At 40.7% G+C, this 13,420-nt stretch carries 8 protein-coding genes; 3 read left to right on the top strand and 5 right to left on the bottom strand.

Translation table 11 applies throughout. The features are described from left to right. Positions 1 to 5: 5 nt before the first annotated feature. The 5 genes from HMPREF1195_RS08825 to HMPREF1195_RS08805 all read right to left on the bottom strand — a co-directional run bounded on the left by HMPREF1195_RS08825 (position 6) and on the right by HMPREF1195_RS08805 (position 5,481). Positions 6 to 989, bottom strand: coding sequence for a LacI family DNA-binding transcriptional regulator (locus tag HMPREF1195_RS08825; RefSeq protein ID WP_013904333.1), 984 nt, complete (start codon positions 987 to 989; stop codon positions 6 to 8). A gap of 11 nt (positions 990 to 1,000) precedes the next feature. After that, complete coding sequence (locus tag HMPREF1195_RS08820; protein WP_021154118.1) at positions 1,001 to 1,813, bottom strand: DUF1189 family protein; 813 nt, start codon at positions 1,811 to 1,813, stop codon at positions 1,001 to 1,003. Positions 1,814 to 1,957: 144 nt separating this feature from the next. Beyond that, positions 1,958 to 2,800 carry a sugar ABC transporter permease gene (locus tag HMPREF1195_RS08815; protein WP_021154117.1) on the bottom strand — a complete coding sequence of 281 codons (843 nt, stop codon included), beginning with the start codon at positions 2,798 to 2,800 and terminating at the stop codon, positions 1,958 to 1,960. Between the two features lies 1 nt (position 2,801). Further along, positions 2,802 to 4,097 carry a sugar ABC transporter permease gene (locus tag HMPREF1195_RS08810; protein WP_023919930.1) on the bottom strand — a complete coding sequence of 432 codons (1,296 nt, stop codon included), beginning with the start codon at positions 4,095 to 4,097 and terminating at the stop codon, positions 2,802 to 2,804. 127 nt (positions 4,098 to 4,224) lie between these two features. After that, positions 4,225 to 5,481: an extracellular solute-binding protein gene (locus tag HMPREF1195_RS08805; protein ID WP_023919928.1), complete on the bottom strand. Its 1,257-nt coding sequence runs from the start codon at positions 5,479 to 5,481 to the stop codon at positions 4,225 to 4,227. A gap of 449 nt (positions 5,482 to 5,930) precedes the next feature. On the opposite strand from HMPREF1195_RS08805, the gene malQ reads away from it, so the two are divergent. The 3 genes from malQ to HMPREF1195_RS08790 all read left to right on the top strand — a co-directional run bounded on the left by malQ (position 5,931) and on the right by HMPREF1195_RS08790 (position 13,055). After that, positions 5,931 to 7,460 (top strand): 4-alpha-glucanotransferase, encoded by a 1,530-nt coding sequence (gene malQ / locus HMPREF1195_RS08800; RefSeq protein ID WP_023919926.1) that lies wholly within the window; start codon positions 5,931 to 5,933, stop codon positions 7,458 to 7,460. A 44-nt stretch (positions 7,461 to 7,504) separates the two neighbouring features. Beyond that, on the top strand, positions 7,505 to 9,763 hold the full coding sequence (glgP, locus tag HMPREF1195_RS08795) for a glycogen/starch/alpha-glucan family phosphorylase (RefSeq protein WP_023919924.1): 2,259 nt from the start codon (positions 7,505 to 7,507) through the stop codon (positions 9,761 to 9,763). A 484-nt stretch (positions 9,764 to 10,247) separates the two neighbouring features. Continuing rightward, entirely contained in the window at positions 10,248 to 13,055 is a 2,808-nt protein-coding gene (locus HMPREF1195_RS08790; RefSeq protein ID WP_023919922.1) for a GbpC/Spa domain-containing protein, read from the top strand. Positions 13,056 to 13,420: the final 365 nt, after the last annotated feature.

Here is a 13,420-nt window from a genome sequence, read left to right as displayed (position 1 = left end):
GACTCCTAAAGTTTCGTAATGGTATGGTCAATCAATTGACGGTAGCAAACGGTTTTTCCTTCTTTGTGATCCTTGATAATTTGTAGAATCGTTCGAACAGATTCGCGTCCGAGTTCCACTGCATTGATGTCAATATAGGCTTCAATATCGAGTCGTGGCTTAATCGAATCAAAGGAAATAATCGGGATTGTCAGCTGGTGTTCTAATAGGTATTGGCGCACCCCTTCAGCAACGAGAATATCGGTTGTCATGATGGCATCTAACTCTGCTAGGGGAAGGCTCTCCATCATTTGATAAGAATTGTCTTCCAACATAAAACCAAATGAGAAATGAACCAGTTTTTCATCGAGAGGAATCCCTGCTTTTTGGAGGGCTTCTTTATAACCTTCGTAGCGGTCTTGAGATACGAACAGTTCTTTGTTTCCCCCGATAAAAGCAATTTTTCGGTAGTTTTGTTGAATGAAATAATCCGTCGCATCAAATGCAGCCTTGATATTATCATTATCCACTAGCGATACAAAAGGTGAAGCTGCCTTTCCGAGAATGAGGAAGGGGAACTTGTCTTTGATCGCAAATTCAACGAGGGGATCATTCGGGTTGGAATAAAGGAAAATCAAACCATCTACACGATTTCCGTAGATGAGTTGTTTGAGGTTGTCGAGCCGCCGTTCTTCATTTTGCCCCGTACAGATTTGGATGGCATAATCATTGTCTGACGCGATCTGGGTAATTCCTCTTAAAACAGTTGGGAAGAAAGGATTCTGGTAGAAGACGTCACTGTCGATTGGTAGGACCAAAGCAATGACTTGACTAGATTGGCTGACAAGGCTGCGAGCATTAAGATTGGGATGGTAGTCCAATTCGACCATGGCCTCACGGACACGTTTTTTTGTTTCATCACTAATCGTGGATTTGTTTTGGATGACGCGCGTGACAGTTGAAGGCGCGACGCCAGCGAGTTTCGCCACATCTTTGATGGTAACACGCATGAGAAAACCTCCTAGCGGTGATAGTCTGGATCACGGAAGTGGGTCTTATAAAATACCATAGCAAGATAGAGTACAAATAAGACATTTTGGATCATGATCGTCGTAGTAAATACTTGATGGAATAGTAAACTGATGAAGACACTCAGTAAAATAGGGAGTCCCAAGCAATTCAGAATACAATTGAAACATTCCTTGAAAGTTTGTAGTGAAAAGAGTCGAGATTTTCGTGTCAAGTAGAGGAAGAAAGATGCCCCTACGATGAGAATCAAATAATTGACTGTCGATAAGAAGCCAGAGAAAATCACGAGAAAGAGACTGACAGGGAGTCGATTGTCGCGAAACCAATCGCTAGAGATAGCTTGAGTGAAGCTTTTCTTATCCCGAAGGCTCTCTTGATTAATAGCCTGGTATGAGACTGTAGCGAGTTCTTTATTCTCTTTTGAGATAATCAATTGTTTGCGATCAAAATGGAGTGTTAACTCCTTGCCTTCACTAGCCTTTGCCTCTTGGCCTAAGATAACCTGTCCTTTTGAAGTCTTGTGTACAGGGTTAGTCCCTGTATAGGTGAGCTCTTGGTCTTTGATCACGACGTGTTCTTGGATATCTTTCATAACGTCTGTTGATAAAGGATCAAACACATCGCTGACAAAGGTTGTCAAAGGATAGGTTTTGAGTTGAGCATTTTGCAGAGCCACAGGTAATAGTGTGATAGAGATTAGAAAGAAAGAAGTAAAAATCATTTGGAACCAGCTCAGTTTTTTGCGGTTTGCAAAAGAAGAGCGGAAATTGAAGATACTTGCGAAATAATTAAAAGGATAGGGCATAAGATGACCTTTCTAAATATAAGAGTATCAGAAATGCAAAGAGAAATCTCTTTGCATTGATTTTATTCTTAACGAAGGGTAGTAAAGCATCCACCATACTACCCTCAACTTAAAAATAAAATGTGCTTGAAATAAGATTCTATTTTATCCTTTATCTCCACCAGCTGTCAAGCCTGAAACAAAGTTCTTTTGTAGGAAGAAGAATAAGATACAGATTGGAACCGCGATCAAAATAGCACCGGCTGCAAAGAAGGCGATTTTTTGATTTTTTTGGTCACTGATAAAGGTTTGAAGACCAACGGCTACCGTATAGTTCACTTCGTCACGAAGCAAGAATTTAGACAAGATATAGTCTCCGAAAGGCCCCATGAAAGCCCAAAGTGCTTGAACGGCAATCATTGGACGAACAAGAGGAAGGACGATTTGCCAGAAGCGACGGAAGTGTCCAGCTCCATCCAATTTCGCAGATTCATCGAGGGAAATTGGAACAGTATCAAAGTATCCCTTCATCAACCAGGCATTCATTGGAATACCACCACCAACATAAAGGAAGATCAAGAACCAAGGTTGGTTCAAGGCATTCAGCATCAAAGCCATAACGAAGAAGGCTGTGAGGGCTGCCATGGTTGGGACCATTTGAATAATCAAGAAGAAGACCAAACTTTGTTTACGCGCCAAGAAATTGTAACGGCTGTATGCGTAACCTGCGAAGGTAACGATACTTGTTTGTACAATCATGGTGATAATGGCGATAACCAAGGTGTTCATATACCAAGTGCCATAATGGGTTTCAGAGAAAAGTTTTGAGAAGTTATCAAAACTAAGATTGCCACTAAAATCAAGTGTAAAGGCACTGACATTCCCTGATTTGAAGGCTGATAGAACCGTAATCAACAATGGATAAATGATAACGATTGAAAGAACCACCATGTACAGGTAAGTCAAGAAATGATTGAGGCGGCGTTTAAATTGAACTGAATTTTTCATTTTATACATCCTCCATATCAAATGCATGTAGTTTCTTGAAGGCAACCATAGAGATTGAGATCACAATCACAGAGATAATCAAGGTTACCGCTGCAGCCATTGAATATTGAGGAGAAGAATTGGTTGTCAACTTGTAGATCCATGAGATCAAGATATCTGTAGATCCGGCGTTTCCTCCGACAGAACCAGGTCCCCCATCGTTAAACAAGTAAATGATGGAGAAGTTATTAAAGTTGAAGGTATATTGACTGATCAAAGTTGGAGCTGCAACAGCCATAATCATTGGGAAAGTGATGCTGCGGAATTTTTGCCAACCGTTGGCACCATCAATATAAGCAGCTTCGTAAAGATCGTTTGGAATCGATTGAAGAATCCCTAAAGTCAAGACGTAGATGTAAGGGAAGCCGAGCCAACCTTGCATCATAATCAAAGCAATTTTTGTCCAGGTAGGATCTGTTTTCCAAGGAATCAAAACGCCATCTAAGAATGGGAAGATCTTCGCAAACAATGGGATAACTTGTGCATTGATAGCACCGACACTATCGTTAAACATATTTGAGAATGTAAGGATCGTGATGAAGGCTGGAACAGCCCAAGGAAGCAAGAAGATAACCCCAAAGATTCGTTTTCCTTTTACGAATGGTTGGTTTGCAACAATAGCGGTCAAGATACCGAGTACGATTTGAAGAGTAGAAGCTGCGAGGGCCCAAATCAAGGTCCAGCCAAGAACCGATGTAAAGGCTGAGCGGAAGGTACTCAAGGTCCACATATTAGTGAAGTTTTGGAACCCGATCCAATCAAGCAAGGTTGTTGGAGCGGTATGTTTGAAGTCGTAGTTGGTAAAGGCGATCATCAAAGTTACTAAAACTGGGAAGATAATCGCAAATGTCATAGCAATGTATGAAGGAATAATCAATAAATATGGGAAGCCATTTTCATAGATGGCTTGAACCATTTCTTTCAAGGTTTTTGGAACGGCAATCCCGTTGTTGATGCGTTTAGCAACTGTTCCAGCATCCTTAATATTTAAGGCATAAAATAGGAAGTAAACAACAGTGATGATCAAGTGGAAGGCGCCACGAATCAAGATAAAGAGAGAATTATCTTGTCCACGGACGGTTCCAAGTGTAACCAATTTCGCTAATTCTCCAGCTCCAATTCCTAGGAAATAGGCGAGAAAGAGAATGGTTACGGCAAGAAAAATATAGCCTTTGGTTTTTTGTTTGTTATAAATTTGCCCAAGACCCGGGATCAAAGAGAGCCACATAGCCTTTTTAGGGTTTTGTTCTGTAGTCATTCAAATCTCCTTATAATGTCCTTGCTAGAGAGCAAGAAGACAAGTCAGACAGTAAGTTGTGCTTGAAAATTGAACATAAGAGGTTGGGACTTTGTCTCCAACCTCTTACTCACACCTAAAAACTGTCTTATTTGCTACCGAATTTTTGTTCGATGGTTTCTTTAATCAATTTCACTGCATCGTCAGCAGATGCTTTTGCAGATTTTTTACCACTTACAGCATCGAAAAGCATAGTAGCAGCTGGATCCCAAACAGCACTCATTTCTGAGATATTTGGCATTGGTTGAGCATTCTTGAATTGATCAACAACGGCAGTTGTCAATTCATCGTTTTTGCTAACCGCATATTTACGAGCTTCTGTGTTGGCAGGAACTTCATTGGTCTTGTCAAACAAAGCTTTTTGTTGGTCAGTACTTGTCAAGAAGTCAATGAATTTTTGAGCGCCATCAAGGTTTTTCGCACCTGCAGGGATAACCCAAGCTTTACCACCACCAAAGGCAGAGTATTGTTTTCCGTTTGGAAGAGTTGGAATCGTTGCGACACCGTAGTTTACTTTAGCTTCTTTCAATGAAGCAGCTTTCCAAGGACCATCGATGATAGCAGCTGTTTTACCTTCTTGGAATTGTGTTTGGATGAAGTTAGCAGCAGCTTTTGTATCTTGCAAACCTTTTGGCCATTTAGCATACCAAGTTTTTGCATATTCGATACCATCGATAGAACCTTGGTTGTTCAATCCAATATCTTTAGGATCTGTACCGTCTTTACCAAACACATAACCGCCGTTACCTGAAAGTAAACCGTAAGTGTAGTAGAAGTTTGTCCAGTCAGCTAAGAAGGCAGTTGTTTTACCAGGTTCGCTAGCGAAGTCGTACTTGCTATCTTTTGCAAGATTTTCAAGATCACCAAATGTTTTTGGAGCTTCGCTTACAAGATCTTTGTTATAGTAGAGAACCAATGTTTCGATGACAGCAGGTGCACCGTAAACTTTACCACCGTTTGTTACAAGAGCTTCAGTTGTTTTATCTGTATGGCTATCTTTGTTTAATGTCACTTCAGCCAATTGACCATCGCTACCAAGACCACCTACACGGTCGTATGGAGCCATCATTACGTCTGGAGCTTTTTTAGATTGGTTATCAAGAGAAAGGTTATCCAATCCACCAAGAGCATCACCAGTCTTGATGTTAATTTTTACGCCATTTTCTTTTTCAAAAGCTTTTGCAGCTTCTTCAACATAAGATTTGTAGCCTTTGTCTACATAGACGTTGATTTCTTTACTTGCCTCAGAAGAACCTGATGAGTTATTGCTACAAGCAGCAAGTAAGAAGCCGGCAAAACCAACTGTACCAAGTACAGCAGCACTACGTAAAATTGTACGTTTCATGATTTATTCCTCCTAAAGAATAAAAAAAGATAATAATTAGAAACCGTTTTAGACAAACGTTTTCCTAAAACGTCTTAAGTATATCACAAGGCGAAAACGTTTGCAAGTAGTTTTAAACAATTTTTTTAAAAATATTTTAATTCCGAACTTTCTTCTATAAAATGCATCAAATTTGTTGACATTAGCCAAAGGAAAGAATACACTAAGGGGGTGAGGACATTCTGAAAAAAGTTAAAAAAGTTTTTAAGAAATCCCTTGCAGAAAATAGGGAAAAAGTTTATAATAACATGGTACGCAAACGTTTTCGCAAAAATTGCGTAAACTGAGTTGCGCCTGTTCGATTTTTAACAAAGAGTAGAGCCGCTTGAGAGCTGGATACGACTCTGCAACGATACCCATACCGTGCACCGAATCGCAGGCTTCAAAGAAATAAAAAAAGGTGGTAACCCATGAAAAAACGTCAAAGTGGTGTTTTGATGCACATTTCTTCCCTTCCTGGACAATACGGGATCGGATCATTCGGTCAATCAGCATATGATTTTGTTGATTTCCTCGTTCGGACCAAGCAACGTTACTGGCAAATCTTGCCGCTTGGTACAACTAGTTATGGAGATTCTCCATACCAATCTTTCTCAGCTTTTGCTGGGAACACTCATTTTATTGATTTCGATCTTTTGATCGAGCAAGGTTTGTTGACAGAAGCAGACCTTAAAGGAGTGGACTTTGGTCAAGATCCTACTCAAGTGGATTATGCAAAGGTTTTCGAACAACGTCGTCCGCTACTTGAAAAAGCCGTTGCGAACTTCTTGAAATCAGGTGATCAAAAAGAATTCCAAGCCTTTTGCGAAGCCAATGCTTCTTGGTTGGAACTATTTGCAGAATACATGGCTATCAAAGAACACTTTGATTTAAAAGCCTGGACAGAATGGCCAGATGCAGCTATTCGTGCACGTGAACCAAAAGCTTTGGCTCAATACCGTGAAGAATTGGCGGATCAATTGACTTACCATCGTGTGACTCAATTCTTCTTCTTCCAACAATGGTTGGCCTTGAAAGCTTATGCCAATGACCATCACATTGAAATCGTCGGAGATATGCCAATCTATGTAGCGGAAGATTCAAGTGACATGTGGGCGAACCCTCATCTCTTCAAAACAGATAAAAACGGGAAAGCGACTTGCATCGCAGGATGCCCGCCAGATGAATTCTCAGCAACTGGTCAACTTTGGGGGAACCCAATCTATGACTGGGAAGCAATGGACAAAGATGGCTACCAATGGTGGATTGAACGCTTGCGTGAAAGCTTCAAGATCTACGACATCGTGCGGATCGACCACTTCCGTGGTTTTGAGTCTTACTGGGAAATCCCTGCTGGATCAGGTACAGCAGCACCAGGTAAATGGGTTAAAGGTCCTGGCTACAAACTCTTTGCAGCCGTGAAGGAAGAGCTCGGTGATTTGAACATCATCGCTGAGGACCTTGGCTTTATGACGGATGAAGTTATTGAGCTTCGCGAACGTACTGGCTTCCCAGGAATGAAGATTCTTCAATTCGCCTTCAATCCTGACGATGAAAGTATCGATAGCCCTCACTTGGCACCAAACAACTCTGTGATGTACACTGGAACACATGATAACAACACAGTTCTTGGATGGTACCGCAATGAAATCGACGATCCAACTCGTGAGTATCTTGCTCGTTATACCAACCGGAAAGAGTACGAATCTGTACCGCATGCTATGCTTCGCACCGTCTTTGCTTCCGTCAGCTTCATGGCGATTGCTACGATGCAAGACTTGCTTGAGTTAGATGGCTCAGCTCGGATGAACTTCCCATCTACTCTCGGTGGTAACTGGTCATGGCGAATGACAGCGGATCAATTGACTCCAGCTGTCGAGCAAGAATTGCTTGATTTCACTACGATCTATCGTCGTGAAAACAAAGACTTGAAAAAAGAAGTTAAGAAAGCAAAAAAATAATCTTTCCCCCTATTAAAATTGTTGAAACAAAGGAGACTCCCAACATGGAATCATTACAAAAATATGTGATTGATCATCATCAAAAAACAATTGCTGAATGTTCAAATGAAGAATTGTACATTGCCTTGCTAAATTACACCAAGCAAGCAAGCGCTCAAAAGAAAATCAATACTGGTAAGAAAAAAGTTTACTACATCTCAGCTGAGTTCTTGATCGGTAAACTCTTGTCTAACAACTTGATCAACTTGGGTCTTTACGACGATGTTAAAAAAGAATTGTCAGATGCTGGTAAAGACTTGATCGAAGTCGAAGAAGTGGAATTGGAACCATCACTTGGTAACGGTGGTTTGGGACGTTTGGCAGCCTGCTTTATCGACTCTATCTCAAGCCTTGGTTTGACAGGGGATGGGGTTGGTTTGAACTACCACTTTGGTTTGTTCCAACAAGTCCTTAAAAACAACCAACAAGAAACGATTCCAAACGCATGGTTGACTGACCAAAGCTGGCTCGTTCGTTCAAGCCGTAGCTACCAAGTGCCATTTGCACACTTCACATTGACTTCTACCCTTTATGATATCGATGTCCCTGGTTACAAGATTGATACCAAGAACCGTTTGCGTTTGTTCGACTTGGATTCAGTTGATTCATCTATTATTGAAGATGGTATTAACTTTGACAAGACAGATATCGCTCGCAACTTGACCCTCTTCTTGTACCCAGATGATAGTAACCGTCAAGGGGAATTGCTCCGTATCTTCCAACAATACTTCATGGTATCAAACGGTGCACAATTGATCATCGACGAAGCCATCGAAAAAGGAAGCAACTTGCATGACCTTGCTGACTATGCTGTTGTCCAAATCAACGATACTCACCCATCAATGGTCATCCCTGAATTGATCCGTCTTTTGACAGAACGTGGTATTGGAATGGATGAAGCCATCTCTATCGTTCGTAGCATGACGGCTTACACTAACCACACAATCCTTGCAGAAGCCCTTGAAAAATGGCCACTTGAATTCTTGCAAGAAGTGGTTCCTCACTTGGTTCCAATCATTGAAGAATTGGACCGCCGTGTTCGCGCTGAATACAAAGATCCAGCTGTTCAAATCATCGATGAGAATGATCGCGTACACATGGCGCACATGGATATCCACTATGGATTTAGCGTAAACGGGGTAGCAGCACTTCACACAGAAATCTTGAAGAATTCTGAGTTGAAAGCCTTCTACGACATTTACCCTGAAAAATTCAACAACAAAACAAACGGTATCACATTCCGTCGTTGGCTCATGCATGCCAACCCAACCTTGTCACACTACTTGGATGATATCCTCGGACGTGACTGGCACCATGACGCATCTAAATTGGAAGACCTTCTTTCTTATGAAGATAAAGATGCAGTCAAAGCAAAATTGGAAAACATCAAGTCTCACAACAAACGGAAATTGGCTCGTTTCTTGAAAGACCATCAAGGTGTGGAAATCAATCCTAACTCTATCTTTGATACCCAAATCAAACGTCTCCACGAATACAAACGTCAACAAATGAACGCTTTGTATGTGATCCACAAATACTTGGACATCAAAGCTGGAAATATCCCTGCTCGCCCAATCACTGTTCTCTTTGGTGGTAAAGCAGCTCCTGCCTACACCATTGCACAAGATATCATCCACTTGATCCTTTGCTTGTCTGAAGTGATTGCAAACGATCCAGCAGTAGCTCCACACTTGCAAGTGGTGATGGTTGAAAACTACAACGTAACTGCTGCAAGCTACTTGATCCCAGCTAGCGATATTTCTGAGCAAATCTCTCTTGCTTCGAAAGAAGCTTCAGGTACTGGTAACATGAAATTCATGTTGAATGGTGCATTGACACTTGGTACTATGGATGGAGCAAACGTGGAAATCGCTGAATTGGTTGGACGTGACAACATCTACATCTTCGGTGAAGATTCAGAAACTGTAATCGATCTATATGAGAAATCAGCATACAAATCAGCGGACTTCTATGAACGTGAAGCTATCAAACCATTGGTAGACTTCATTATCAGCGATGCCGTTCTTGCAGTTGGTAACAAGGAACGCTTGACTCGTCTTCACAAGGAATTGATCAACAAAGACTGGTTCATGACTCTTCTTGACTTGGAAGACTACATTGTAACCAAAGAACGCATGTTGGCTGATTACGAAGACCGTGATGCATGGTTGGATCAAGTTATCGTAAACATTGCTAAAGCAGGATTCTTCTCATCTGACCGTACGATCGCTCAGTACAATGAAGATATCTGGCACTTAAACTAATCATTAGTTGTTAGACCAAGGTCCATAAGACCTTGGTCTTTTTCATTACTTCTCATTTGGGAGAAGAAATGGAGCTAGTTTAGGGAATGGACACTCTGCAAAAAGTGTTGTTTTTTTGAATTTTGCAACCCCTAAAGGGAAAAAATTACATAATTTTTATTTCAGTCTTCAAATCTAATTTATTGGTATAAAAAAATACTTCCCTTTAAAAAGCCTTTCGGTGAAATTTATAAAAAGAGAAAGTGTCTTAAAAACCCTTGAAAATAAAGGATTTTTTCACAGGCGTTTGCATATATTTTCAACTAAAGATGGGGAAGGCAAGGAAAGTTTGGCGTTTCAAGTTGTTATATATTTAAAGTAAAATAAAAAATTAAATCGACAAATATTTAAAAATGGTTGATTGTGATACAATAGAGATAACTGAAAGTAGCATATTTTTGCCTCTACAGTGAGATTTTTTTAAACAAAAAGGAGAGTTTTGAAAATGAGAAGCTATCGTGAACATGTTTCGAAGCAGGAAAAATTTTCAATTCGTAAGTTATCAGTTGGTGTTGTTTCATTGGCCATCGCTGGATTGGCTACCGTCAATACCTACGGTGCAGAAGTGAAAGCGGATGAAGCTACAGCCCCTTCTACTGAAGCAACCAGTACAGAAACAGCAACAAGCGATGCAGCTGTTGCAACAAGTTCTAAGTTGACATCTACAACTGTGACAGAAGGAAATAAAATAGTTACGACTACTTATGTAGAATCACCGGAACTTGAAAAAGCAAAAGCTGATGCAGCTACAGAAGGTGTGACCGTTACAGAAGAAGCTGAAAAAGTCCAACCATCTATCGCAGCAGCAGAAGCGGATAACAAAGCTCAAACAGCTGAAATCAACACAGTCGTTGAAAACTACAAAAAGGCCAAAGCTGAGTATGAAGCAAAATCTCAAGAAATCACATTGATTGAAAAGAGAAATGCAGAAGCAGAAGCAGCTTACAAGAAACAAGTAGAAGACTACAATTCCCAACAAGCAGCTTATAAAGCAGCCTTAGCAGCATACAATCAGAAAAAAGTAGCTTACGATGCTAAACTAGCAGAAAAAGCAGCAGCGGATAAGGCCAATGCTGAAGCTAAAGCTAAGTATGAAGCAGAAATGGCTGTTTACAATACAGCTAAAGCGCGATATGACAAAGATTTACAAGAATACCAAGCTAAGAAAGCTCAATACGATAAAGATAAAGAAGCTTATGGTAAGTTAGTTGCTAAGAAAGCAGAAGAAGATGCTGCTAAAGCTAAGTATGAAGTTGAGCTTGCAAAATACAATGTAGACCTAGAGCAATACGGCAAAGATTTTGCTACTTATCAAACAAAACTTGCTGAATATCAAACAGCTTTGGCACAGTACAAAGATGCTAAAGCAGCCTATGATAAATACATGAATGATAATGGTTTCCAAGATCTAAAAGATGTTGAAACTGTTCAAGATTTGACCTTCCAACGTGAAGGTGGAGCTACTCATACCATTGATGGTATCAGTACTTATCTCACTCGTGATGCCCAAGCTCGTTTGAATACCAGCAATGTGCATCAGTATGATTCCAATAAATTGGAAGCTTCAGATATTGTAGCAACTAGTCCTTGGGCCAATAATGAAACTGAATTTATTCAAATTAAAGAAGGTGACAAATTTGTTGTAACCTATGACAATTTGAATCAGTCCAGCATGCGTGAAAATAAAAAGGATATGCATCCAATCAAGCGCGTGATTTACCGTTATGAGATTCTAAGTCTCCCATCAAATGATGGCAAAGGAATTGCAGCTATTAGTGCGGACCCAACTGTTACTATGACAGTCGGTGCTTCAACAGACCAAAATAAACCAGTTAAAGTTGCTGTAGATGTTGAATTCTATGATGGTGATGGCAATAAGTTTGATTTGACACAGCACAATGCGATTGTCGCTTTGAACTCCCTTAACCACTGGACGGGTGCTTCCTATGTAGATAGTGGGGATAAACCTCGTGCCCTTACAGTAGAAGCTAAAGATAAAAATGGCAACACCGTTCGTGGAACTTGGAACCCATATGCAGATGGTTCATCAATGAGCATTGAAAACAATGCTGTTGTAGTTAAAAATGGAACAGCTGACTTTGGTACTGCGGACGTCACTATCTCTGCTGAAAATCCGATTAAGATTGTGGCTCAAAACGCAACATGGAATGGCAGCGAATTTGCAGTTAGTGAAGAAACTGTGATTGATGCAACATCTGTTAATGCTTCAGGAGCTGGGAATGGTCATGATATCGGAACAGATGAATTCACATTAGATGGTAAAGATGATGTGATCGGTTCTTATACGATTGATCCAACTTCAGGACGGATCATCTTCACTCCTAAGAAGAAATTTGAAAATGTAGAGCACCAAGAATCTGTAAATGTTGGGAATAATAAATACATTCCAATTCCAAATTCAAGTGTTACTTATGATTCTGCTACAAAAGAGGTAACATCATTTAAAGATAACCAATACATTGAACACGGATCAATCTTTAATGGTGAATCTTCAACGACTCTTGAAGGTTGGGACAATCCATCTTCTCCATACCTCTATTATGGTGGGGCAGGCTTGAAGATGTCTGATGGTCACTTGGTATTTACGGCCAATGGAGCTAATGCTGCTGGTCAGCCAACGGTTTACTGGTTTGCGATTAACTCAAATGTTGGTATTCCAAAAAATCCAGGTGAAGCGCCAAAAGAGCCAACAAAACCAACAGAACCTAAGGCACCAACACCACCAACGATTACAGTGGAAAATCTACCTGCAGAGCCAACGAAACCAGAAGAACCTAAATCACCAACTCCGCCAACAGCACCTAACTACACTGTGATTACGGTCGATGTGGAGGAACCAAAAGCTCCAACTCCACCAAAGGCTCCAACTCCACCAACTCCGGAAGTCGTTCCAAATCCGGTGAAACCGGAAAAAGCTGAAGTGAAATGGCATAAGAATAAAGTGGTAACGGAAACAGATATTCCAACCCCACCAACACCAGTTCCTCCAACTCCACCAACTCCATACAACCCACCAACACCAATTGTTCCACCTACACCAATCGTTCCACCAACTCCAGAGGTTCCAACCGAACCAACTCCTGAAGTTCCGGAACAACCTGTACAACCTGCGCAACCACAAACACCTGCGCTTCCAAATACAGGTACAGAAAGCTCAGCTGCAGCTGTTCTTGCAGGTGCGATGGCTGGATTGCTTGGATTGGGTCTTGCTCGCAAGAAAAAAGAAGATTAATTCTTATTTCTTTCGTTCATTCATCTAAATAAAAAAAGTCAGAAGGCAAGTCCTTCTGGCTTTTTTGATGGAGTGATGACCAAATAGTTGCGAAAAAGGACAGAATAGTTTATGGATAAGGAACAGAAATGGGTTTCAAAGACTAAATGGTGTTGAAATCAAGCAGAATACAAATAAAGGACTAAAATAGAGGGAAATCCGCTATACTAGTTCTGTTCGAATGAAAGTTTATCGGACTTCGTTAGATCTCTAATCATACAGTTGTGATATCTTTTTCATCTTTTGCACCCATTATTTTCCAAATGAATTTCATTTGAACGTATCAGTGATCAGGCAAGTGCTTCCACGGTTTTGAGGTGCTTGCC

The organism is Streptococcus parasanguinis CC87K, assembly GCF_000507765.1.
GTDB classification, from domain to species: Bacteria; Bacillota; Bacilli; order Lactobacillales; family Streptococcaceae; genus Streptococcus; species Streptococcus parasanguinis_J.
This window is presented reverse-complemented; position numbering and strand designations above follow the sequence as displayed.

Excerpts from the sequence above, each read along its gene's own strand:
- HMPREF1195_RS08825 (WP_013904333.1), bottom strand. The coding sequence starts at position 989 with ATGCGTGTTACCATCAAAGATGTGGCGAAACTCGCTGGCGTCGCGCCT.
- HMPREF1195_RS08820 (WP_021154118.1), bottom strand. The coding sequence starts at position 1,813 with ATGCCCTATCCTTTTAATTATTTCGCAAGTATCTTCAATTTCCGCTCT.
- HMPREF1195_RS08815 (WP_021154117.1), bottom strand. The coding sequence starts at position 2,800 with ATGAAAAATTCAGTTCAATTTAAACGCCGCCTCAATCATTTCTTGACT.
- HMPREF1195_RS08810 (WP_023919930.1), bottom strand. The coding sequence starts at position 4,097 with ATGACTACAGAACAAAACCCTAAAAAGGCTATGTGGCTCTCTTTGATC.
- HMPREF1195_RS08805 (WP_023919928.1), bottom strand. The coding sequence starts at position 5,481 with ATGAAACGTACAATTTTACGTAGTGCTGCTGTACTTGGTACAGTTGGT.
- malQ (WP_023919926.1), top strand. The coding sequence starts at position 5,931 with ATGAAAAAACGTCAAAGTGGTGTTTTGATGCACATTTCTTCCCTTCCT.
- glgP (WP_023919924.1), top strand. The coding sequence starts at position 7,505 with ATGGAATCATTACAAAAATATGTGATTGATCATCATCAAAAAACAATT.
- HMPREF1195_RS08790 (WP_023919922.1), top strand. The coding sequence starts at position 10,248 with ATGAGAAGCTATCGTGAACATGTTTCGAAGCAGGAAAAATTTTCAATT.